22 protein-coding genes are annotated in these 22,062 nt (G+C 66.6%); 15 read left to right on the plus strand and 7 right to left on the minus strand.

The genetic code is table 11. From position 1 onward, the window contains the following. Entirely contained in the window at positions 1 to 984 is a 984-nt protein-coding gene (locus tag FHW64_RS32360) for an NADPH:quinone oxidoreductase family protein (protein ID WP_184533254.1), read from the minus strand. Positions 985 to 1,047: 63 nt separating this feature from the next. Between FHW64_RS32360 and FHW64_RS32365 the strand changes: the two genes are divergently transcribed. Both FHW64_RS32365 and FHW64_RS32370 read left to right on the plus strand, forming a co-directional pair. Further along, positions 1,048 to 1,719 (plus strand): EthD domain-containing protein, encoded by a 672-nt coding sequence (locus FHW64_RS32365; protein ID WP_184533256.1) that lies wholly within the window; start codon positions 1,048 to 1,050, stop codon positions 1,717 to 1,719. Further along, complete coding sequence (locus tag FHW64_RS32370; RefSeq protein WP_184533259.1) at positions 1,716 to 3,464, plus strand: FAD-dependent oxidoreductase; 1,749 nt, start codon at positions 1,716 to 1,718, stop codon at positions 3,462 to 3,464. The genes FHW64_RS32365 and FHW64_RS32370 overlap by 4 nt, the downstream gene beginning before the upstream one ends. Here FHW64_RS32370 and FHW64_RS32375 read toward each other — a convergent pair. Further along, positions 3,451 to 4,419, minus strand: coding sequence for a tripartite tricarboxylate transporter substrate binding protein (locus FHW64_RS32375; RefSeq protein ID WP_184533261.1), 969 nt, complete (start codon positions 4,417 to 4,419; stop codon positions 3,451 to 3,453). The two genes, FHW64_RS32370 and FHW64_RS32375, sit on opposite strands and share 14 nt — an antisense overlap. A 94-nt stretch (positions 4,420 to 4,513) precedes the next feature. Here FHW64_RS32375 and FHW64_RS32380 point away from each other — a divergent pair, with 94 nt between their 5' ends. Then, complete coding sequence (locus FHW64_RS32380) at positions 4,514 to 4,813, plus strand: hypothetical protein (protein ID WP_184533262.1); 300 nt, start codon at positions 4,514 to 4,516, stop codon at positions 4,811 to 4,813. After that, positions 4,813 to 5,961 (plus strand): CaiB/BaiF CoA-transferase family protein, encoded by a 1,149-nt coding sequence (locus FHW64_RS32385; protein ID WP_184533264.1) that lies wholly within the window; start codon positions 4,813 to 4,815, stop codon positions 5,959 to 5,961. Before FHW64_RS32380 ends, FHW64_RS32385 begins: the two co-directional genes overlap by 1 nt. Positions 5,962 to 5,967: 6 nt before the next feature. On the opposite strand, the gene FHW64_RS32390 is transcribed toward FHW64_RS32385, so the two are convergent. After that, the gene (locus tag FHW64_RS32390) at positions 5,968 to 6,486 is read right to left on the minus strand and encodes a nuclear transport factor 2 family protein (RefSeq protein ID WP_184533266.1); all 519 of its coding nucleotides are present in this window, start codon (positions 6,484 to 6,486) and stop codon (positions 5,968 to 5,970) included. A gap of 85 nt (positions 6,487 to 6,571) precedes the next feature. Here FHW64_RS32390 and FHW64_RS32395 point away from each other — a divergent pair, with 85 nt between their 5' ends. Both FHW64_RS32395 and FHW64_RS32400 read left to right on the plus strand, forming a co-directional pair. Continuing rightward, a complete protein-coding gene (locus FHW64_RS32395) occupies positions 6,572 to 7,882 on the plus strand; it encodes a CaiB/BaiF CoA-transferase family protein (protein WP_184533269.1) in 1,311 nt (436 codons plus the stop codon). Further along, positions 7,879 to 8,442: a DUF2889 domain-containing protein gene (locus tag FHW64_RS32400; RefSeq protein WP_184533271.1), complete on the plus strand. Its 564-nt coding sequence runs from the start codon at positions 7,879 to 7,881 to the stop codon at positions 8,440 to 8,442. The genes FHW64_RS32395 and FHW64_RS32400 overlap by 4 nt, the downstream gene beginning before the upstream one ends. A gap of 19 nt (positions 8,443 to 8,461) precedes the next feature. Here FHW64_RS32400 and FHW64_RS32405 read toward each other — a convergent pair whose 3' ends face one another. After that, positions 8,462 to 9,442 (minus strand): tripartite tricarboxylate transporter substrate binding protein, encoded by a 981-nt coding sequence (locus tag FHW64_RS32405; protein ID WP_184533273.1) that lies wholly within the window; start codon positions 9,440 to 9,442, stop codon positions 8,462 to 8,464. A 103-nt stretch (positions 9,443 to 9,545) separates the two neighbouring features. On the opposite strand from FHW64_RS32405, the gene FHW64_RS32410 reads away from it, so the two are divergent. From FHW64_RS32410 to FHW64_RS32435, 6 genes are read left to right on the plus strand one after another with little or no spacing between them, the layout of a single operon-like run. Beyond that, positions 9,546 to 10,229 carry a nitroreductase gene (locus FHW64_RS32410; RefSeq protein ID WP_184533275.1) on the plus strand — a complete coding sequence of 228 codons (684 nt, stop codon included), beginning with the start codon at positions 9,546 to 9,548 and terminating at the stop codon, positions 10,227 to 10,229. 4 nt (positions 10,230 to 10,233) lie between these two features. Beyond that, positions 10,234 to 11,415, plus strand: a complete 1,182-nt coding sequence (locus tag FHW64_RS32415) for a thiolase family protein (protein WP_184533277.1) — start codon at positions 10,234 to 10,236, stop codon at positions 11,413 to 11,415. Continuing rightward, positions 11,412 to 11,801, plus strand: coding sequence for a Zn-ribbon domain-containing OB-fold protein (locus FHW64_RS32420; protein ID WP_184533279.1), 390 nt, complete (start codon positions 11,412 to 11,414; stop codon positions 11,799 to 11,801). The genes FHW64_RS32415 and FHW64_RS32420 overlap by 4 nt, the downstream gene beginning before the upstream one ends. Positions 11,802 to 11,852: 51 nt before the next feature. Further along, positions 11,853 to 12,827 (plus strand): tripartite tricarboxylate transporter substrate binding protein, encoded by a 975-nt coding sequence (locus FHW64_RS32425; RefSeq protein ID WP_184533281.1) that lies wholly within the window; start codon positions 11,853 to 11,855, stop codon positions 12,825 to 12,827. A gap of 2 nt (positions 12,828 to 12,829) precedes the next feature. Beyond that, positions 12,830 to 13,420, plus strand: a complete 591-nt coding sequence (locus tag FHW64_RS32430; RefSeq protein WP_184533284.1) for a nuclear transport factor 2 family protein — start codon at positions 12,830 to 12,832, stop codon at positions 13,418 to 13,420. Continuing rightward, entirely contained in the window at positions 13,417 to 14,388 is a 972-nt protein-coding gene (locus FHW64_RS32435; protein ID WP_184533286.1) for a tripartite tricarboxylate transporter substrate binding protein, read from the plus strand. The genes FHW64_RS32430 and FHW64_RS32435 overlap by 4 nt, the downstream gene beginning before the upstream one ends. Positions 14,389 to 14,404: 16 nt before the next feature. Here FHW64_RS32435 and FHW64_RS32440 read toward each other — a convergent pair whose 3' ends face one another. Then, complete coding sequence (locus FHW64_RS32440; RefSeq protein ID WP_184533288.1) at positions 14,405 to 16,939, minus strand: CoA transferase; 2,535 nt, start codon at positions 16,937 to 16,939, stop codon at positions 14,405 to 14,407. 60 nt (positions 16,940 to 16,999) lie between these two features. On the opposite strand from FHW64_RS32440, the gene FHW64_RS32445 reads away from it, so the two are divergent. Further along, positions 17,000 to 17,974 (plus strand): tripartite tricarboxylate transporter substrate binding protein, encoded by a 975-nt coding sequence (locus tag FHW64_RS32445; RefSeq protein ID WP_184533290.1) that lies wholly within the window; start codon positions 17,000 to 17,002, stop codon positions 17,972 to 17,974. Next, positions 17,971 to 19,644: an AMP-binding protein gene (locus FHW64_RS32450; protein WP_184533292.1), complete on the plus strand. Its 1,674-nt coding sequence runs from the start codon at positions 17,971 to 17,973 to the stop codon at positions 19,642 to 19,644. Before FHW64_RS32445 ends, FHW64_RS32450 begins: the two co-directional genes overlap by 4 nt. On the opposite strand, the gene FHW64_RS32455 is transcribed toward FHW64_RS32450, so the two are convergent. Continuing rightward, positions 19,565 to 20,383 carry a FadR/GntR family transcriptional regulator gene (locus tag FHW64_RS32455; RefSeq protein WP_184533294.1) on the minus strand — a complete coding sequence of 273 codons (819 nt, stop codon included), beginning with the start codon at positions 20,381 to 20,383 and terminating at the stop codon, positions 19,565 to 19,567. The genes FHW64_RS32450 and FHW64_RS32455 overlap by 80 nt on opposite strands. A gap of 76 nt (positions 20,384 to 20,459) precedes the next feature. Here FHW64_RS32455 and FHW64_RS32460 point away from each other — a divergent pair, with 76 nt between their 5' ends. Then, positions 20,460 to 21,284, plus strand: coding sequence for an SDR family NAD(P)-dependent oxidoreductase (locus FHW64_RS32460; RefSeq protein WP_184533296.1), 825 nt, complete (start codon positions 20,460 to 20,462; stop codon positions 21,282 to 21,284). Between the two features lie 18 nt (positions 21,285 to 21,302). Here FHW64_RS32460 and FHW64_RS32465 read toward each other — a convergent pair whose 3' ends face one another. Further along, on the minus strand, positions 21,303 to 22,058 hold the full coding sequence (locus tag FHW64_RS32465) for an SDR family NAD(P)-dependent oxidoreductase (protein WP_184533298.1): 756 nt from the start codon (positions 22,056 to 22,058) through the stop codon (positions 21,303 to 21,305). Positions 22,059 to 22,062: the final 4 nt, after the last annotated feature.

A 22,062-nucleotide genomic window follows, 5' to 3' on the forward strand; every position in this document is an offset into this window, starting at 1 on the left:
TCAGCCTGTGACGAGCACCACCTTGCCGGTGGTGCCGCGCGAGGTGATGCTGCGCATTGCCTCCACCGCGCGACCGAGCGGGTAGCTGCCCGAGACGAGCGGGCGCACGCTGCCCTGCTCGTAGTAGTCCAGCACCTGCTGCAGGTTGGCGCGCGCCTCGGGCCAACTGCCGTCGCGCCACACGTCGTAGCGAACACCGAGGATGTCGAAGCCCTTCACCAGCGGGTAGTTCACCTTGATGTCGGGGATGCGGCCGGAGGTGAAGCCGATCACGAGGTAGCGCCCGTCAAAGGCCATGCAGCGCACCGCCTCGTCGAAGGCATCGCCGCCCACCGGGTCATAGGCGACGTCCACGCCGCGTCCGCCGGTGAGCGCCTTGACCTCTTCGCGCCAATCGGGGCGTGTGTAGTCGATGGCGTATTCGGCACCGTGCTCGAGGCACAGGGCGCGCTTCTCGGGTGTGCTGGCAGCGGCGATCACGCGCGCGCCCATGGCTTTGCCGAGCTGCACGGTGGCGAGGCCGACGCCGCCGGCCGCGCCCAGCACCAGCAGCCATTCACCGGGTGCGAGGCGGCCACGTTGCTTGAGTGCGTAGAGCGTGGTGCCGTAGACCACCGGGGTCGCAGCCGCTTCCTCGAAGGTCATCGCCGAGGGCAACGCGAACACGCGTGTCGCATCGAGCACGATCTGCTCGGCGAAGCCGCCGCCGCGTGCGTCTGACACACCCATCACGCGATCGCCGGCCTTGACCGATTGGACGTCGGCACCGACCGCCTCCACCACGCCGCCCGTCTCGCTGCCCGGCACCCAAGGCAGCGGCGGCTTGATCTGGTGCAGGCCCTCGACCTTCAGCGAATCAGGAAAATTGACGCCAGCAGCATGGACGCGGACACGCACTTCGTGCGGCAGCAGCGGGCGGGCGGGGATCTCGGCGTAGTCGAGCTGGTCGACGGGCCCGAAGTTGCGACAGACGATGGCTTTCATGGTTGGCATTGTGATGTAAATGGTAGAACCATACAATCCTTCAACCAAAACGAATCGCCAGCCATGTCGACTCACATCCTTTGCCTCGCGGGTGACGCTGCCGTGCGCGCTGCGGCGCCTCGACTGCCCAACGCGCAGGTGCACATCTACAGCGTGCTGCGGCACATCCCGACCGATTCGGTGACCGAGGAGCAGGCGCGGCGGCCCATCGTGCCGGACGCCGAGCGCATCCACACCATCGTCGAATGCAGCTTTCCCGATGCGGCCGCGCGGGCCCAGGCGCAAGCCGGCGCGCAATGGCGCGCCTTTGCTGCCGCAGTGGAAGAGTCGGGTGAGCGAATCTGTGCCTTCGATGTCTTTTCCAACGTGCCGGTTGCATCAGTGCGCGGTGCTGTCGACGGCGGCTTCCGCCGCTGGATGCTGCTGCGCCGTGCGGCGGCCAGTCCCGAGGCCTTCCGCGATGCGTGGTTCGGTCGGCATGCCGATCTAGTGAAGCAACTGCCGCGGGTCGATGGCTATGCCCAGCACCTGGTCACGGCGCGCTTCGGCGCCGACGGCCGGCCGGCGGCGTACGACAGCCTGCGCGTCGATGGCATTGCCGAGCTCTGCTTCGCCGACGAGAGCGCGATGCTGGAGTCCTACGCCTCCGATGCACGCCTGCCGCTGCGCGACGACGGGCGTGAGCTCCTGGCAGGCAACGTCACGCTGCTCGTGCATGGAGTGCGCTTGTCATGAGCGAGCATCTCGACGAAGTGGACGTGGTGGTCGTTGGCAGCGGTGCTGGCGGACTGGCCGCAGCCGTGGCCGCGAGAAAGCTCGGGCTGGAAGTACTGGTCATCGAAAAGGAGGCCTGCTACGGCGGCACCACCGCGCGATCCGGCGGTGTGCTGTGGATCCCGAACAACCCGATCTCCACCTTCAGGCCGGAGCCGGATTCAATGGATGACGCGCGCACGTATCTGCGCCACGAGTGCGGCGCGCACTACGACGCGGCACGCGTCGAAGCCTTTCTGACGCAGGGTCCGCGCATGGTGGACTTCTTCGTGCGCCACACCGACGTGCAACTGATCCCGCTGCCCGAGTACCCGGACTATCACGCCGAGAGCCCGGGCGGCCGCACGGCGGGCCGCTCGATCATGGCGGCGCCGATGGATGGCCGCGAGTTGGGCGATCGCATCCGCCAGCTGCGCCCGCCGCTGCGCGAGATCACGTTCGTGGGGATGATGTTCAACTCCAGCGCGGAGATCTCGCACTTTTTCAATGTCACGCGTTCGCTGCACTCGGCAGCCTACGTAGCGCGGCGGCTGCTCACGCATGCGAAAGAGATGCTGGTGCACGGCCGCGCGATGCGGCTGACCAATGGCAACGCGCTCGCCGCCCGTCTGGCGAAGAGCGCGTTTGCACTGGGTATCCCGCTGTGGCTGCAATCGCCTGCCGTCGCGCTGCTGCGAGACGGCGAGCGGGTCAGCGGCGTGGTGGTGGGTCGCCGCGACGGGCAGTGCGTGCAGGTGCGCGCGCGCCGTGGGGTGGTGCTCGCAGCCGGCGGCTTTCCGCAAGATGTGGCGCGCCGTGCCGAGTTGTTCCCGCATGCGCCCACCGGTCATGAGCATCATTCGCCCGCGCCGCCCGGCAACACCGGCGATGGCTTGCGGCTTGCCGAATCGGTCGGTGGACAGGTTGCGCGCGACCTGCCGAATGCAGGGGCCTGGATTCCGGTCTCGCGGGTGCCGCGCAGGAAGGGCATCACGGGCGTGTTCCCGCACCTCATCGATCGCTACAAGCCGGGCGTGATCGCGGTCAACCGCCGTGGCCAGCGCTTCGTCAACGAATCCGACTCGTACCACGACGTGGGTGTGCAGATGCAGAAGGCCTGCGCGGACAAGGCCGAGGTCGAAGCGTGGCTGATTGCGGATCACCGCACCATCCGGCGCTATGGATTGGGCTTCGTGAAGCCCTTCCCGCTGCCGTTGGGCTCGCATCTGCGTTCCGGCTACCTTCTGCGTGGCGCTACGCTCGCCGAACTGGCAGCAAAGGCGGGCATCGATGCGGCGCAGTTGCAGAAGACGGTGGACACGTACAACGTCGGTGCCGTCGATGGCAAGGATCTGCAGTTCCGCCGTGGGTGGCGCGTCTACAACCGCTTCCTCGGCGACCGCACTCACCAGCCTAACCCTTGCGTGGCACCGGTCGTGCAGGGACCGTTCTACGCGGTGAGGATCGTGATGGGTGACTTGGGCACCTTTGCTGGCATTCGCACCGACGAGCATGCACGGGTGCTCGACGCGCATGGCCGTGCCATCGAAGGCCTCTTCGCCGCGGGCAACGACAACTCGAGCGTGATGGGCGGAGGCTATCCGGGCGGTGGCATCACGCTTGGCCCGGCGTTGACCTTCGGCTTCGTCGCCGCGGAGTTCATGGCGGGACGCGCCGGCGCGTCGACGACGGCGCCGGGCGAAGCCGCAGAGCTCAGTCCATCGTGATGTTGTTGTCCTTCACCACCTTGGCCCACAAGGTGTGGTCGGACACGATGATGTCGCCCAACGCCTTCGTGCCGCCCTTCGGGACCACATAGACCTCGCGGAACTTCTCCTGGATATCCGGCTGCGCGAGCACCTTGGCGATCGCGTCGGCCATCTTCGAGACCACTTGCGGCGGTGTGCCGGTACGTGCGACCAAGCCGAACCAGGTTTGGGTGTCGTAGCCCGGTACCACTTCGGAGATGCTCGGCACATCGGGCAGCAGCGGGCTGCGCTGCGCGGTGGACACGCCCAGGATGCGCATCTTGCCGTCCTTGACGAAGCCGGAGGTCACGGACGACGGCGTCGAGAGCATGTACTTGGTCTGCCCGGCGAGCAGCGCCTGGGCGGACGGCCCCGCGCCGGGGTAGGGCACCATCACCATCTTCTTGATGCCGGCCGCTTCGTGGAAGGCCTCCATCGCAAGCTGGCCGACGCCGCCCAGCGCAGAGGCGCCCCATTCGAGCGAGCCCGGGTTGGCGCGGGCCTGCTGCACGAACTTGGCAAGCGTGTCGGGCATCGACGGATTCGTCATCAGCACCATCGGCGAAGTGCCAAGCAGCGTGACCGGGACGAAGTCCTTCACCGCGTCGTAGCTCGGCTTGCGCTGCACGAGCGGCACCGTCACTAGACCGCTACCGTGCAGGAGGAAGGTGTAGCCGTCGGCCGGCTGCTGCAGGACATACTGCGAGGCGATCTGGCCGCCGGCGCCGGACTTGTATTCCATCACCACCGGCTGGCCGAGGAGCTTCTGCAGCGGCTCCTGGATGTAGCGGCCGAGCACGTCGTTGGTGCCGCCCGCTGCGGCGGGCACGATGAACTTGATGGGGCGATCGGGCCAGCGGTCCTGGGCCAGTGCGGGGGCGCTTGCGGCCACGGCGGCGAGCAGGGCGCCCGCCATGAGGGTACGGCGATACATGACAGAGTCTCCTTGTGGGCCGGATGATCGACCCAATTGGCCTAAATGTCTATAGGTCTTACCAAAAGACCACGAGCGGCGTATGATCGCTCCGATGAATACAACCCCCGCCACCCGCACCGTGGCCGAGCGTCAGTTCGATGTCGAAGACGCGCGCGGCCGCACCTACCGCGTGACCCGCTATGTGTGGGAAGAAGAACGCGACGGCGCCTGGATCGAGCTGTGGGACATGCTGCTCACCGCGACCGGCGGCCTGCTCGATGAAATGCCTGGCGGCGGCTACACCGTGGACGGCACCGGCACTTTCGTGCGCGAGGTACCGGGCAGCACCCGCACGCGTGCGTCTCGGCAAATGGAAACCGTCGTGCCCGCCGGCGCCACTGGGGCGCATTGATGTCACCCGCACGGCAAGGCCCGCTGGCAGGGTTGCGGGTCGTGGAAATGGCGGGCCTCGCGCCCGGCCCGTTCGCCGCGATGATGCTGGCCGACATGGGCGCCGAGGTGCTGCGCATCGATCGACCCGAGCCTGCAGCGCGTCCGATGCCGCAGCAGTACTGGTTCACCGACCGCAACCGGCGCTCGATTGCGCTGGACCTCAAGACCGAAGAGGGGGTGAGCTTCGTGCGGCGTTTGATCGGCGAGGCCAATGCGCTGATCGAAGGATTTCGTCCCGGCGTGATGGAACGCCTGGGCCTCGGCCCCGAAGAATGCCTGGCGCTCAATCCGCGTCTGGTCTACGGCCGCATGACTGGTTGGGGGCAGGAGGGCCCGCTCGCGCAGGCGCCGGGCCACGACATCAACTACATCGCACTCGCAGGCGTACTCGATGCGATCGGCCCTGCCGATGGTCCCCCTGTGTTGCCGCTGAACCTCGCGGGCGACTTCGGCGGTGGCGGCATGTATCTCGCCTTCGGCATCGCGTGCGGGCTGATCGAGGCCGCGCGATCGGGCAAGGGACAAGTCGTCGATGCCGCGATGGTCGATGGCGCCGCTTCGCTGATGACCTACTTTTACGGCTACATGGCCGGCGGCAAGTGGCCGGGCCGCGGGCGCTCGACTCTCGGCGGCGCGGCGCCGCACTACGGCGTGTACGAGACGAAGGACGGCAAGTACGTTTCCGTCGGCTCGGCCGAGCCGAAGTTCTATGCGGAGCTGCTGCGCCTCACCGGGCTGGATCGCGATCCGGTGCCGGATCGCGCAGATCCTGCAAACTGGCCCGAGCTGCGCAATCGTTTGGCCGCCATCTTCCGCACCCGTACGCGCGACGAGTGGACCGCGCTGATGGAATCGGCAGAAGTCTGCTATGCACCCGTGCTGGATCTGCGCGAGGCGGCAGCGCATCCGCACAACGCGGCGCGTCGCACCTTCATCGAGATCGACGGCCATGTACAGCCTGCGCCTGCCCCTCGCTTTTCGCGCACGCCGAGCGCAATGCCTGAGGCCGGCGTCGCTGCGGGGGTGGATGCAAGGGCCGCGCTGCAGGGGTGGGGACTGCCAGCGGAAGAGGTCGATGCGCTGGTCGCGCGCGGCGTGATTTCCTGAAGCACCTCAGTCCGCGTTGAGCCAGTCGGGCGTTGCTTGCCGCTGGCCCTTCAGCGCCGGCGGCTGCGACGCGTCGACCGGGTCGATGCGCAGCCGCGTGAGGCGCAGGAAGCTGATCTTCCATTCGCCATTGACCTCGCGGTACTCCTCTTCGTAGTGGCCATAGCCGCGAAATCCGCGGCTGCCTGGCGCCTCCTTCACCGTGCTGCCGTCTGTCCAGTCGACGTAGTCCTCCATCGCCCAGACCACGCGCGCGTGACCGGCACTGAGCAGGCGGATCTCCGGCATGTGGCAGTGGTGCACGGAGATGGTGTTCGCGAGTCGCGTCGAAACGCCCTGTACGAATGTCGCCACGTCTGCGCCGGCGGGTGCGGAGCCGAGCCCTTCGAAGCGGCAGTCGGGCGTGAACAACGAGGCGAGCCGCGACCACTGCTTGGTATCGATGTACCGGCAATAGCGTGCCTTGGTCTCGGCAATGGCCTGCGCGGCCAGCAGGCGTTGAAGCGGGGCTTCGGATTCCGACATGCGTGTTCCTTCGATGAATGCGTTGACGCTTCGAGAATTGCGTAAGTATAATGGTCTTACCAATGATATTTTAGGGTCGCCTTCCATGTTCGAACGCCTCGAAAACGACTTCCCGGTGCACACGCCACGCCCTGCCGATGCGCCCGTGGCGCTGGAGGGCATCCGCGTCATCGACTTCAGCCACTTCCTTGCTGGCCCCTTCGCCACCATGATCCTCGGCGACATGGGCGCGGACGTGATCAAGGTGGAGACGCCCGGACGCGGCGATGAATTCCGCCACTACCCGCCAGTGCCTGCCGAGGCGCCGGCGCAAGGTGCGCCCTACGCATGGGGCAACCGCAACAAGCGCAGCGTGGCGCTCAATCTCAAGAGCCCGGAAGGCGTCGCGGTCGTGAAGGAGCTGATCGCGCAGGCCGACGTGCTGTGCGAGAACTTCTCTACGGGCGTGATGGAGCGCTTCGGGCTCGACTACGAGAGCGTGAAGAAGATCAATCCGCAGATCATCTATTGCTCGGTCTCGGCGTATGGCCGTGAGGGTGCCTTCAGCGATCGGCTGGGTTTCGACCCGATCGCGCAGGCAGAAAGCGGCTTCATCTCGATGAACGGCTATCCCGATCGCCAGGGCGTTCGTACGTTGTCGCCGGTGGTGGACATCAGCACCGCGATGATGGCCTGCAATGCCATCCTGGGTGCGCTGCTGGCCCGTGGGCGCACGGGGCAGGGGCAGCAGATCGAAATCGCGCTGTTCGACAACGCAGTGCTGATGACCGGCTACGCCGCCCTGCAGCACCTCTACACCGGCGCGCATCCGCAGCGACATGGCAACACCAGCCCGGACACCTGCCCATCGGGCGTGTTCATGAGCCAGGACAAGCCCTTCTATATCAACTGCGGCAACGACAAGATCTTCCATCGCCTCGCTGGGCAGGTGCTGGAGCGGCAGGACCTGGCGGATGACCCGGTCTACTCCGATCGCAACGGCCGCATGAGCAAGCGCGACGAGATCTTCAAGCTGCTGGAGGAGCTGTTCGTGCAGCATCCATGGTCTTACTGGCAGCCGCGCATGCGAGCCGCGCAGATTCCGTGCGGCGAGGTGCGAAGCGTTGGCGATGCGCTGCGCTCGCCCGAAGCGAAGGAGCGCGGCCTCGTCTCGCGCGTCGAGCATCCGACGCTGGGATGGATTCCCAACGTGCGCCTGCCGATCCTCTACTCGGGCACGCCGCTGGCAGACCCGAAGGCTGCGCCGGCGGTGGGCCAGCACACGGAGGAGGTGCTGACCGAGGTGCTCGGCTACGACGACGCGCGCATCGCAGCGCTGCAGGCCAGTGGCGCCTTGGAGCCGGCCGCTGCCACACGACGGCCCGCTCCGGCAGCTGCGGAGGCGACCGCGGGATGAAGCAGCTCTCGCCTGCGGCGCCACGCGCACTGCTGCATACGCGGCGAGTGGAATGCACGGGGTGGGAGCGCGAGGATGGCCTCTTCGACGTCGAGGGACGTCTGTCGGACGTACGCGAGTTCGACCAGGACGGCTCTCGCGGCAACGCGCCGCGCAAGGCGGGCGATCCGGTGCATCTGATGTCGCTTCGCATCACGCTGGACGACCGCTTCACCATCGTGGCGGCGGAAGCCTGTTCGCACCAGGTGCCCTATGCGGACTGCGGCGGCATCAATGACGCCTACAAGCAATTGGTCGGGCTGCAGATCAAGGGCGGGTTCACCAAGGCAGTGAAGGAACGGTTCTCGGGCGAGCAAGGGTGCACGCACCTGACCGAACTGCTAGGCCCTATGGCCACGACCGCCTTCCAGGCGATCAACCCTGCTCTCGAACGCCGGCGCGTGCGGCGTGGCGAACCGATCGATGACCCGAAGTCTGCAGACCGCCTGCTGGGCAGCTGCCATGGGCTGCGCCGCGGCGGCGAGCCCGCGATCATTCGCTGGGGCCAGCGCGGCGCCTGAGCGCCGCGGGCCGTCGGACTCATTCCGGTTGGATGCCCTTCGCTTGCAGCAACGCTCCGAAGCGCGCACCTTCCTTGTCGACCAGCGCGCGGAACTGCTGCGGCGAGCTGAACTTCGGCTCGTTGCCCGAGCGTTGCAGGGCTTCGCGGACGGCGGGGTCCTCCAGCGCCTTGCCCATCGTCTCGTTGAGCTTCATCACCACCGCGTGGGGCGTTCCGGGCGGTGCCACGAGACCGAAGAACACCTCTGTCGTCATGCCGGGGTAGCCTTGCTCGGCCATGGTCGGAACTTCGGGCAGTTCCTTCTCACGCTGCGGGCCGGTCACCGCCAGCGCCTTGAGCTTGCCCGAGCGCACGAGGGGAATGTTGGACGACAACGCGTCGAACAGGAACTGGATGTTGCCGCCCAGGATGGCACTCGCCGATTCCGCGCCGCCCTTATAGGGCACATGGAGCGCCTCGAAGCCGGCCTCGCTCTTGAGCAGTTCTGCCAGCAAGTGCAGGCTACCGTTGACGCCGTTGGAGCCGAAGCTCAGTTGTCCTGGATGCGCCTTGCCGTAGGCCACCAGTTCCTTCACGTTGTTGACGCCGAGCGATGGCGACGCGACCAGGATGAAGCCCGAGGTGGTCGCCTGTCCCACGGGGATCAGCGTCTTCACGTCGTAGCCGGGGTTCTTGTAGAGATAGGGCGAGATCGCCATCACGCTGTTGCCGACCCACACCAGCGTGTAGCCGTCGGCGGGTGCGCGCACCGTTTGCGCCACCGAGAGCGTTCCCGAGGCGCCTGGCTTGTTGTCGATCACCACGGGTTGGCCGAGCAGCTTGCCCATCTTGTCGCCCACCAGACGGGCGGTGATGTCGGTGGTGCCACCGGCACCGGCACCCACGAGTATCTTGATGGGCCGCGACGGGAACGGCTCGTCAGCCGCCCAGAGGGGCTGGGCGGCAATGGCAGCGCCGGCGGCAAGCAGTGTGCGGCGCCGGATGCGGTACTCGGTCATGGTGTCTCCTTCGTTGAACAGGGTCCGGCTGGTTTGACTCGGCCTGGAAATGTCATTATATTGGTCCTACCATTCAAATATGCAACCAATAATCGATCCCACGATGAACTCCACGCCGGCACAGATGCTGGATTCGCTGCTCGCTCAGCGTCACAGCTGTCGCGCTTTCCTGCAGAAGCCGGTGGAGCGCGCCACCCTCGAGTCGGTCCTGCGCACCGCCCAGCGCGCCGCCTCCTGGTGCAACTCGCAGGCCTGGCAGGTCAGCGTGACTTCGGGCGACGCGACCGAGCGCCTGCGCGCAAGGCTCGTTGCCGCAGCGCGTGCTGGCGAAGGCGGCAGCACTGACTTTCCCTTTCCGCAGGAATACCGCGGCGTCTACCTGGAGCGTCGACGCGAATGCGGCTTCCAGCTCTACAACGCAGTTGGCGTGGAGCGCGGAGACCGGGAAGGCTATGCGCGCCAGACGCTCGAGAACTTCCGCCTGTTCGGTGCGCCGCACGTCGCGATCCTGACCAGCGATCCTGGTCTTGGCGTCTACGGCGCCGTCGATGTGGGCGGCTACGTGCAGGTGGTGTTGCTCGCCATGCAGGCACACGGCCTTGGCGCCATTCCGCAGGCGGCGCTCGCACACCACAGTGACCTCATCAAGCAGGAACTCGGGATTCCGAAAGAGCGCCTGATGGTGTGCGGCATCTCCTTCGGCTACGAAGACACCGCGCATCCTGCCAACAGCTATCGCACCTCGCGCGCGACGGTCGAGCAAGCGGTTCATTTCGTGGACGCGTGATGGCATGAAGTCTCTCGCAGACCGCAGCATCGCGATCGTCGGCTACGCCGAAACCAAGCTGGTGCGCCGCAGTGGACGCACCGCGCTCTCACTGGCCGGCGAAGCTGTCGATCGGCTCATCGCGCAAACCGGCATCGACCGCGCACGCATCGATGGCTTTGCCACCACGCTGGCCATGAGCGAAGGTGGCAACCCGTTCTACAGCAATCTGCTGGCCGAGGGGCTGGGGCTGTCTGTCACCTGGTGCCAGGCGACGGAGATTGGCGGCGCATCTTCGGGCGGCAACATCGCGCGCGCGGCGGCAGCCATCCAGGCGGGCCTGTGCGACATCGGGCTTTGCCTTGCATCGGATGCGGTGTCGACCGTCGATCGCTCGGTTCAGTCGGGGCATCGCACCGAGTACTGCGACCCGGCAGGTTACGCCGGGCCTCTGTCGGCCTTCGCACTGCTGTCAAACGTGTACGACCAGCGCTACGGACTGCCGCACGACGCATTGGCGAAGCTGGCAGTGACGCAGCGCGAGGGGGCGTTGCTCAATGAGAACGCGTGCGACGTGTTGCGCCGTCCGTTGACGGAGCAGGAATACCTCGACTCCAAGATCGTGTCTGACCCTCTGCGCATCCTCGATTGCGTGATGCGCTGCGATGGCGCGAGCGCGGTGCTGGTGATGTCGACGCGACGTGCGCGAGAGATGGGTTTCCAGAAGCTCGTGCACCCGATTGCCTATGCAGAGCGCATCAACTTCGATCCGACCGAGGCGTCTGGCGACATGTTGCGAACCGGCTTCACCGACGTCGCGCCCCGTGCCTTCAACGCGGTGGGATGGAAGCCTGCCGACGTGAAGATGCTGCACTGGTACGACGACTTCTTGATCGCGCTGATCTTGCAGTTGGAACAGACCGGCTTCTGCGGCCCGGGCGAGGGCGGCGCGTTCGTCAAGGCGCACGACATGACCTGGCGCGGCGAACTGCCGCTGAACACAGGCGGTGGCCAGATCTCTGCCGGCCAGCCTGGACTGGCCGGCGGCGGTGTCAACCTCGTCGAGTGCCTTCGCCAGATGTTCGGCGAGGCCGGCGAGCGACAGGTCCGCGATGCCAGCAACGCGATGCTCTCGGGCATTGGCGTGATCCAGTACGCCCGCACCTGGGGCACCAGCACGGTGATGCTTCTGGAGCGAAGCCAATGAGCACGACAACCGAACTGCCCGACGTGGGCGCTCCGTTCATCGAAGGCTTGCGTGACGGCCGCCTGATGCTGCAGTTCGATCGCAGCAACGGACGCGCGCAGTTCTATCCTCGTCCGCAGAGCCTCTGGAGCGAGTCCGGCACGGAGTGGCGCGAAGCCAGCGGCCGCGGCGCGATCGTCGCGCTGACGCTGAGCCGCGTCGGACCGCCGCATCTGGCCGACGCGGTGCCGTACCCGATGGCGCTGGTGCAACTGGCTGAAGGCCCGCGCATGCTCGCCCGCGTCCACGCGCGCTACGAGGACCTGGCCATCGGCCAGGCGGTGGAGGTGGACTGGAGCCATCCCGACTCGCGGCGTGCCTTCCCGGTGTTCAGGCCATCGAGCTGACCGGCGCGCCGCTTCCGCGTTTCTTCACTACACGATCCCAGGAGACAACCCATGATGTTCCGACGCCAATGGCTGGCCATGTCGGCGCTCGCGCTTTCCGCGCTGGCGCTGGGCAGTGCGCAGGCCGACACCTTTCCGAGCCGGCCGATCAAGATCATCGTGCCCTTCGCCGCGGGTGGCACCGGCGATGTGCTGATCCGCACACTGCAGGAGCCGCTGCAGCGGCGTCTCGGGCAGCCGATCATTGTGGAGAACCGCCTGGGTGCGAGCGGGTCGATGGGCACGGTGTTCGTCAAGAATTCGCCGGCCGATGGCTACACGCTGCTGCAGGTGGGCAACTCGACCGTGACCACGCCGATGCTGCAGAAGGCGGCCAACTACGACTCGCAGAAGGATCTCGCGCCGGTGGGCCTGATCGCCACCACGCCGATGGTGTTCCTGATCAATCCGGTGGTGCCGGCCACGAACATCAAGCAGCTCATCGACTACGCCAAGGCCAATGCCGGCAAGCTGGAGTTCTCGTCGGCTGGCCGCGGATCGCTGGCGCATCTGGCGACTGAATCCTTCAACCAGGCAGCTGGCCTGAAGATGGTCTTCGTGCCTTATCAAGGCGCTTCGCAGGCGTTCAACGCGGTCCTCGCGGGCGATGTCAAAGTGGCCCTGACCACGCCCTCCGACGCGATCAATTCCTTCGTAGGTGCGGGCCGCGTGCGCATGCTCGCGGTGTCGAGCGAGAAGCGCAGTCCGCTGCTGCCCGATGTGCCAGCCATCTCGGAGACCCTGCCCAACTTCGTGGTGAACGCCTTCTTCGGGATGTCGGCGCCCGCGGGAACGCCTCCCGCAGTGATCGCAAAGCTCAACGACGCGCTCAACAAATCGATTGCCGAGCCTGCAGTGCAGGAGAAGCTCAAGGCGCTGGGCATGTTCCCGCATCCCGGCGATGCCAAGAGCTTCGGCGACATGATGACGCGCGACCATGCGCTGTGGACAGGCGTGATCACCAAGGCCGGCATTGAGGCGGAATGACGATGAGCAATTTCCTCGACGACTACTCGCCCGAGCGCATCGCAGACCGCATGCAGATCCAGGACTGCATGTACCGCTGGTGCCGCGCGGTGGACCGGCTGGACTTCAGCGGCATCCGCGATGTTTTTCATCACGACGCGACCGACATGCATGGTGCCTACGATGGCCCGGTGGATGGCTTGATCGACTGGATTCGAAGCCGCCATGCGGCCATTCCCTTCTCGATGCATGCGGTGAGCAACCTGCTGATCGAGTTCGCCGGCCCCGACCTCGCGTTGGTGGAGACTTACGTTCGCACCACGCAGCGCTACCCGGCCGAGGCGCGCGCCGCGCTGGACCAACTCGCTGGCGGCAAGGCGGGTGCTGATGGCGGCGGCATGGACCTCATGACCTGCTCGCGCTATGTCGACCGCTTCGAGCGGCGCGAGGACCGTCGCTGGAAGATCGCGCGACGCACGCTGGTGGCGGACTGGAAGCAGTTCGTGCCGGTGCCTGCCGACCTGCCGAGCCCGCCTGCATCGCAACAGACGGGCCGGCGCAATCAGGACGACTTCATCTTCCAGGAACGCCAGGCATTGGGGATCCGACCATGAACCGAAAGCAATTCCTCCGCTTCAGCCTTGGTGCGATGGCTGCTGGCGCCGCGTGGCCTGCGCTGGCCGCCTATCCCGACAAGCCGGTCATGCTGATCGTTCCCTATCCGCCGGGCGGCATGGGCAGCACCTTCGGCAACATCGTCAGCGAAGCGCTCACCCCCAAGCTGGGCGAGAACGTCGTGGTCGACTACAAGGCCGGCGCCAACGGCGCGCTCGGCGCTGCGTACGTGGCCAAGGCGCAGCCGGATGGCTACACGCTGCTGATGGCGGTCAACAGCACCATGGCCATCAATCCGCATCTGTATTCGAAGCTGCCCTTCGATCCGATCAAGGACTTCACGCCGGTGTCCATGATCTTCACCAACGCGAACGTGCTGGTGGTCAATGCGTCGAGCCCGGTGCGTTCGGTGAAGGACCTGATCGCCTATGCCAAGGCCAATCCGGGCAAGGTGAACTACGGCTCGGCCGGCAACGGGTCTACGCCACACCTGTCAGGCGAAATGTTCCGCCAGCTCACCGGTGCGCCTGTGGTGCACGTGCCGTACAAGGGCAGCGGTCCGGCCATCGTGGACCTGCTCGGCGGCCAGATCGACTTCCTGTTCGTCGACACCTCGGTGCTGCCGCAGGTGCGCAGCGGCAAGCTGCGTGCGCTGGCCGTCACCGGCCGCACCCACTTGGGCGCTGCACCCGAGTTGCGGACGATGGAGGAGGAGGGCGTGAAGGGCTTCGTGGTCGACACCTGGTACAGCATCTGCGCGCCTGCCGGCACGCCGCCCGAGGCAGTGAAGCGCTTGAACACGGAGATCGCGAAGATGCTGGCCGATCCCAAGGTGCGCCAGCGAATGCGCGATGTGGGCGTGGACCCGGCCGAGGACACGAGCGCGGCCTATCTGCAGAAGACCATCCAGGCCGACAGCGCGCGCTGGAAGACGTTCATCAAGTCGACCGACATCCACCTCGACTGAGGCGGACGGCCAGCGCTCAGATCACGCCGTCGCGCTCGAAGGCGCGGATATCCGCGCTTGCGTAGCCGAGCAGCTCGCCCAGCACGTACTCGTTGTCCTCGCCATAGACGGGCGCGCCGCGCTGCGGCAGGCCGCCGACATGGCTTGGCGTTCGCGAGAGCCTTGCAGGCAGTTCGGTGATGGGCCAGGTGCCGATGCGCGGCGCCGTCACTTCGGTCATCCACTGCTGCTGCGCGAGCTGCGGGTCGAACTCGCAGCGGTCTTCCGCGGTCTGGCACACGCCTGCGGCGATGCCATGCGATTGCAGCAGCGCCATGCAGGCATAGCGCTCCTGCGTGCGGGTCCAGTTCTCCACGGCTTCGTCCAGCGCGTCCTGATGTGAGATGCGAGATTCGAGCGTGGCGAAGCGCGGGTCACGCAATGCCTCGGCATCGCCGGCGGCACGCACGAGTGCCTGCCAGTCGCGATCGTCGAAGCAGGCGATGGCGATCCATCGGTCCTCGCCCGCGCATCGGTAGGCGCCATGCGGTGCCGCGGGTACATAGGGTGAGCGATTGCCGGTGCGTGTGAAAGGCTTGCGCTGCAGCGCCCATTCCAGGCATTGCACGCCGGTAAGCATCAGCCCGGACTCGCATTGAGATGCATCGATCCATTGACCTTCGCCGGTGCGTTCGCGGTGCAACAAGCCAGCGAGGATGGCCTGCGCGAAGCCATAGGCGCCCATCCAGTCGAGATACGAATAGCCCCAACCCGCCGGTGGCGCGGGATCGGGCAGGCCGGACATCTCGCTGATGCCGGTGAATGCCGCGGCGATCGGGCCGACCGTGCGCATGCGGCCGTAGCGTCCGTGCGCGCCCATGCCCGATTGCTGCACGTAGACGATGTCCGGGCGGATGCGCTTCATTGCCTCGTAGCCCAGGCCCCAGCGGTCCATCACGCCGGGCGAGAAGCCCTCGGCCACGACATCGCTGACTGCCACCAGCTTCCGTGCGATCTCCAGTCCGCGCGGGTCGCGGATGTTGAGCGACAGGCCGCGCTTGCCGGCGTTCTTGTGGTTGTAGTGGCCGCCCATCGTGGGGTCGTCGACGCCTTGCAAAGGGCCGGTGGCGCGCCGGCGTGCCTCGCGGCCGCCGACCGGTGCCATGGCACCAAGGCGGCTGTCGAGGTTGTCCTTCCACTCGACCTTGATGCATTCCGCGCCGAGCGCCGTCACCATGCGCGTGCCGCCGGCGGAGGCGAGGAACCACGAGAAGTCAAGGATGCGGATGCCCTGCAGCGCGAAAGGCCTGCCGCGCGCGGAGCGTGCGCTTCGCTCATTGGTCGGCGTGTCCTTGCGGGCAGCCCGCGGTTCGCTCTTCCGCTGTTCGCCAGGTTGAGGCGCCGCACGATCGGCAACCCATGCAGTCGTCGAGCCGATCCACTTGCTGCGCGGATAGGGCAGCCCGTCGATCCACGCATACGTGCCGCGCGCGGCCCAGTGCGGGTCGTCGAGGTTCTCGTGCGGCTTACGCAGGGGCGCCCACATCAGGCCGTGCGCCTGCGCCGCTTCCCAGGGCAGGTCGCGGAATCGGAAGCTGCGCACGAAGCGCTGCACCACTTCGAAGACATGGGCCTTGTGCTCTTCGAAAGCCGTGGCGCCGGGCACGTCGCGCTTCTTCGGATCACGCGTCGGGTCCGGGCCGGTGAGGTCGTAGGCCATGTCGCGGGACGCGAGGAACTCGACGAGCTTCTTCTCATCCGCCGCGGTCACCATCCAGCCGAGGTTCCAGCGCCCGTCCTTGGTCTGCGCGAGCGGCGTCGTGATGTTGGGCAGCTCGGCAGAGTGTCTGCAGGTCTGCCGCTGCTGATGGGCGGCGCGCATCGCCCAGGACATCAGGTCCATCTCGGTGGAGACCGACACTGCGGTGTGGATCGCACAGCTCACGTCCTGGCCCTCGCCGGTGCGTTCGCGATGCATCAGCGCGCCGAGGATGCCGATCAGCGCCTGCTCGCATGCGATGTGGCCGGCGTGGAAGGCCTGCGGCGCGATCGGAGGCAGGTCGTAACGGCCCTGTGAATCGGGGTCGTAGCCCGTGTTCATCATCACGCCGCCCAATGCCAGGTGGATGAGATCGCTGCCGCGGAAGTCCTTCCAGGGCCCGTCGTCGCCGAAGGGCGTGATCCGCGCGGTCACCAGGCGGGGGAAGCGTCGGGCGAGTTCCGGCAGCGCGAGCCCGGTCGCGAATTCCGCTTGAGCCATGCTGCCGCACAGGAACACATCGGCGTCTTCCAGAAGCGCGAGCAGCGAAGCGCGCGCGGGCGCACTCGGCAGGTCCAGCAGCACCGAGTCCTTGTCGCGGTTGTAGGCTTGGAAATAGAGCGAGCGCCCGTCCGCCGCAAGCGGCGGCATGCGCCGCGACGCGGCGCCTGCGAGTGGTTCGATCTTGGTGACATGGGCGCCGAGCCCGGCGAGCAGCAGGCCGCAGTACTCGGCCTCGGGTTCGCACAGCTCCAGAACGCGCAAACCCTGGAGCAGGCCGGGATTGTCTGAATGATTGAATGGTTGGACCATTTGGAATATTATAGGCACCACTCGCGCTTTGCACGCAGAGAGAACCAGGAGACATATCCCATGAAGACCGCCCGCCTATTCGCCGCCGCCGCGATGCTCGTGGCCGCAGCGACCTCGTTCGCGCAGGGCCCGGACAACTACCCCACCAAGCCGGTGACGATCATCGTGCCCTTCTCCGCGGGCGGTGCCACCGACCTGTCCGCACGCATGATCGCGACGCTGCTGTCGAAGCAGCTCGGCCAGCCTTTCGTGGTCGAGAACCGCGCCGGTGCGGGCGGCATGATCGGCATGGGTGTCGTGGCGCGCGCCCAGCCGGACGGCTACACGCTGGGCTGGGGCGGCAACAGCCCGATGAGCGTGACACCCCATGTGACCAGGAACCCGCCCTACGACCCGCGCAAGGCCTTCGCGCCGGTGAGCCTGGCGGCGATCTCGTCTTGGACGCTGACGTCGCGGGCCGACCTGCCCGCCAAGGACTTCGGCGATCTGGTGAAGCTCGCAAAGGCGTCGCCGGGCAAGATCAGCATCGCGTCCTCTGGCAACGGCAGCGCGCCGCATCTGCTGGCCGAGATGCTCAAGCAGTCTGCCGGGATCGACCTGCTGCATGTGCCCTACAAGGGTGAGATCGAGGGCGTCAATGCGCAGCTCGGCGGGCAGGTCGACATCATGTTCACCTCCACCTCGGCCGCCACGCCGCAGATCAAGGCCGGCAAGCTCAAGGGCTACGCGGTGACCACGCCCAAGCGCGAGCCGGCGCTGCCGCAGTTCCCGACGATGAAGGAAGTGGGTCAGCCGGACCTCACGATCGAGATCTTCTTTGGACTGGTCGCGCCGGCCGGTACGCCCAAGCCGGTGTTGGACAAGCTCTCAGCGGCGATGAAGGTCGCCGTGGCCGACGCCAACTACCGCGAATCCATGGAAAAGGCCGGCGTCACCGCCACCAGCAGCACGCCCGAAGAGTTCGCGGCCCTGCTGGCCCGTCACAACGAGCGCTGGCTCGATGTCATCAAGCGCAACAACATCACTCCCGAATGAACCCGAACGCACCTGGCGTGGAGCCGAACGCCGTTACCGCCGACACCTATGCCCTGCGCGAGCTGACTTTTCCGAAAGTGCTCGCCAGATTTGCGCAACGATCGCGCGACAAGGTTTTCCTGACCGAAACGGCCACCGGTCGTACTTTCACCTACGGCCAGCTCGACGCCTGGACCGACCGCGTCGCGCATGCGCTGCACGGCTTCGGCGTGAGGCGCGGCGGGCACACCGGCCTGCTGATGGGCAACTCGGCGGAGCACCTCGCGACCTTCCTCGCCATCGCCAAGATCGGCGCGGTGTCCGTGCCGGTCAACACCGCCGCGCGCGGCGAGCTTCTGCGCTACTACCTCGGCCAGTCTGATTGCGAGACGGTGATCGTCGATGCAGCGATGGCCTCGCGTCTGCATGAAGTGCTGCCGGACCTGCCGCTGCTCAAGCGCGTCGTCATCCTGCGCACAGGCGAGGAAGACGAAAGCACGATCGAGTCGACCGGCTCTTTCGAGGTCGCCGACTTCCACGCGCTGGTCGAGCGCGCAGCCGCCACACCTTTCGTCCCTGCGATCGAGCCGCGCTTCTGCGATCTCGTGCTGATCGCCTACACTTCCGGCACCACAGGGCCTTCCAAGGGCAGCATGTTGTCGCAGGCAGCGGCCCTCACGTATGGCACCAGCGCGGCCGAGGCACAGGGCTATCGCGCATCGGACATCTTCTATGTGTGCCTGCCGCTCTTCCATAACAACGCACTGCTGGCGGCCACGGGTGCGGCGCTGGTGTGCGGCGCATCGGTGGTGATGTCGCGGCGCTTCTCGGTGTCGAGGTTCTGGGACGAGATCCGGGCGTCGAAGGCCACGATCACCAACTTCCTCGGTGCGATGTCCAGCTTTCTCTGGAGCCAGCCGCCGTCGCCCGCCGACGCCGACAACTGCCTGCGCCTTGTCAGCATGGCGCCGACGCCGAAGTACGCGGCCGAGTTCGAGGAGCGCTTCGGCCTGCGGGCGATGAACAACTACGGCCTGTCCGACTACGGCATGGTCACGTCCTTCACACAGTGGGACCCGCGCGACAAGCTCGGCTCCATCGGTCGCCCGCGGCGCGGCGTGCAAGTGCGGATCGTGGACGACGACGACTTCGAGGTGCCGGCCGGTGAGCCGGGCGAAATGGTGCTGCGATTCGACGAGCCCTGGCGCGGCACCATGGGCTACTACAAGATGCCCGAGGCCACGCTCACGTCACGCCGCAACCTGTGGTTCCATACCGGCGACCGGGGCATGCGCGACGCCGACGGCTATCTCTACTTCGTGGATCGCAAGAAGGACTGCATCCGTCGTCGCGGCGAGAACATCTCGGCCTTCGAGGTCGAGCAGATCATCGCCACGCATCCCGGTGTGGCCGATGCGGCGGTCTTCCCGGTGGCAACGGCGACCAACGACGAGGAGGTCGCCGCGGTGATCGTCATCAAGCCGGATGCGCAGTTGGACGAATTGCAGCTCGTCGCGCATTGCCAGCGCAACATGGCCTACTTCATGGTGCCGCGCTACATCCAGTTCCGCGATGCGCTGCCCACCACCATGAGCCAGAAGGTCGAGAAGTTCAAGCTGCGCCAGGAGCTCGAGGCCGCGCTTTCGCAGGCTTGGGATCGCGAGGCGGCCGGGGTGGTGCTGGCGCGTTAGCTCCGGGAGTTTCGGCATTGATCATGTAGCCGCGGTGCAGCTTGGTCAGTGCCGAAGTCATCTCGGCCACCGCCTTCTCCGTGTCCCGTGCACGCAGGTGCTTGAGCAGACGCTTGCGCGAAGGATGGGTGTAGTCCTGCTGGTCGGTCGGGCCGATCGCCTTCACGAACTGGCGGGTGATCTCCATGATCCCCTCGGTGGTCGCGATCAGCACGGGGTTGTGCGTGGTTCGCGCCAGCATGACGTGGAAGGCCTGGTGATGCCGGGTGCGCTCCTCGAAATCGCCGGCCTTCTTTGCTTGCTCTGCGGCCGCGACGTTGGCCTCCAGCGCATCGATCTCCTCGTCGGTGATGCGCTCGCAGGCCACGCGGATCACCGCGGCGCTCACTGCGATGCGTGCCTCCGTGAGGTGCTGCGGTGTGATCGCGCCAAGAAAGTAGAGATCGCGCATGCCCGCCACCACGGCGTTCGAACTGCCCGGCAGCACGAACGCACCGCCCGTTGCACCGAGACGCAGCTCGATCAGTCCGCTGAGCTCCAGCGCGCGCAAAGCCTCGCGCATGGTGTTGCGGCTCACGCCGAAGCGCTTGGCCAGTTCCCGCTCCGGCGGAAGCTTGTCGCCCGGACGCAGCTTTCCCTCGGAGATCAGCCGCCGCAACTGGTTGGCCACCTCCTGGAAGATGCGTTGCGGATTGATGGGGACGACGTCGAAGTCGTCGCGGTCGAGGGGGCTGGGCATGGGGCGGATCGTAGCGGCAACGAGCATGTTTGCGTCACATTGACCTAATGGTTGGACCAATAATATGATGAACCCAATGAACAATGCCATCCCTTCCACGCTGCAGGGCCAGGTGGCCATCGTCACCGGCGCCGCGCGTGGCCTCGGGCGCGGCTATGCGTTGCGACTCGCACAACTCGGCGCCGACGTGGTGGTTGCCGACGTCGACCTCGAGTCGGCACGCGAATTCGGCGAGACGCTCACCGCAGCGAGCGTGCCGGAGGAGATTCGCGCGTTGGGCCGCCGCAGCATCGGCATTCAGGCGGATTTGCGCCATCGCGAAGGTGCTCGCATGCTCGTTGAAAGAACGATGGCCGAGTTCGGCCGCATCGACATCCTGGTCAACAACGCAGGCGGAGCCTTCACGCCAATGGAGCGAAGCACGGCCTCACGCATGCCGGACGAGGACAGCGACGCGATGCTGGACGTCAACTACCGCAGTGCGCTCTCTTGCAGCCAGGAGGTACTGCCCGCGATGCGCGCCCAGGGCGGTGGGGTGATCGTCAACATCGCTACCCTGGCCGCGCTCGATCCATCGCGCGCAGCGGGGCGTCTCGCGCCGTACGCCGTTGCGAAAGGCGCGGTGCTCACGCTGACGCGCTATCTCGCCTACGAACTGGGTCCGGAGGGAATCCGCGTCAACTGCATCGCGCCGGGGTCGATGCTCACCGAGCGCATTCGCAAGCAGGCGGCAGAGCGCGGCATGCAGAACGAGAAGGAACTCAAGCGCATCCCGCTGCGCCGCTTCGGCGAGGTCGAGGACTGCGCGAACGCGCTGGAGTTCCTGGTGACGCCGTTGTCGTCCTACGTGACGGGGCAATGCATCTCGGTGTGCGGCGGCCAGGTGCTGACGCCGTCGTGAAGTGGGCCCCGCGCCGCGTCAGCCCATGAACACGCCGCCGTTCACGTCCACGCAAGCACCGGTGACATAGGACGCCTCCTCGCTCGCAAGAAAGAGCACGGCACCCGCAACTTCGTCGGTCGTCCCCAGTCGCCCCAACGGAATCGCTCGCGTCGCCGCTGCGATGACTTCAGGACTGGATAGCGATGACAGCGCAGTCTCTATACGGCCCGGTGCCACGCAGTTGACCGTGATGCCGTCCGGCGCATAGGTGCCCGCTAGGTGCCGCGTGAGACCGATCAGCGCTGCCTTGGAGGCGGCATAGTCAACGCCGGCCGGTGCGACGAAGGTGCGCCCGGCCCGCGAGGCGATGTTGACGATGCGCCCGAAGCCGCGCTGCCGCATTCCCGGGATCAGCTCGCGCGAGAGCAGGAAGGGCGCTGTCAGATTGACGCCCAGCACGCGATGCCAGTCGGCGGTGGTGACCTCGGTGGGAGGAACGGGTTGGCCGTTGCGCTTGCTCGAGATGCCGGCGCAGTTGATGAGGATGTCGCAGCCGCCGAACAGCTCCTGCACGCGCGCCGCGACCCGAAGCACCTGTTCCTCGTCACCGATATCGGCCAACTGCGAATGCACCGGTGCCTGCGGCGTGGACAGCCGGTTCGCGGCGGCGTGAACGGTCTCGCTTACATCGGCCAGCAGCACGCGGTGCCCGAGACCAGCAAACCCGCGAGCGATGGCCAGGCCGATGCCGGCTGCACCGCCGGTGACGAGTACGGATCTCTGGATGGGCATGACT

Source organism: Variovorax sp. Sphag1AA, assembly GCF_014192575.1.
GTDB lineage: Bacteria > Pseudomonadota > Gammaproteobacteria > Burkholderiales > Burkholderiaceae_C > Variovorax.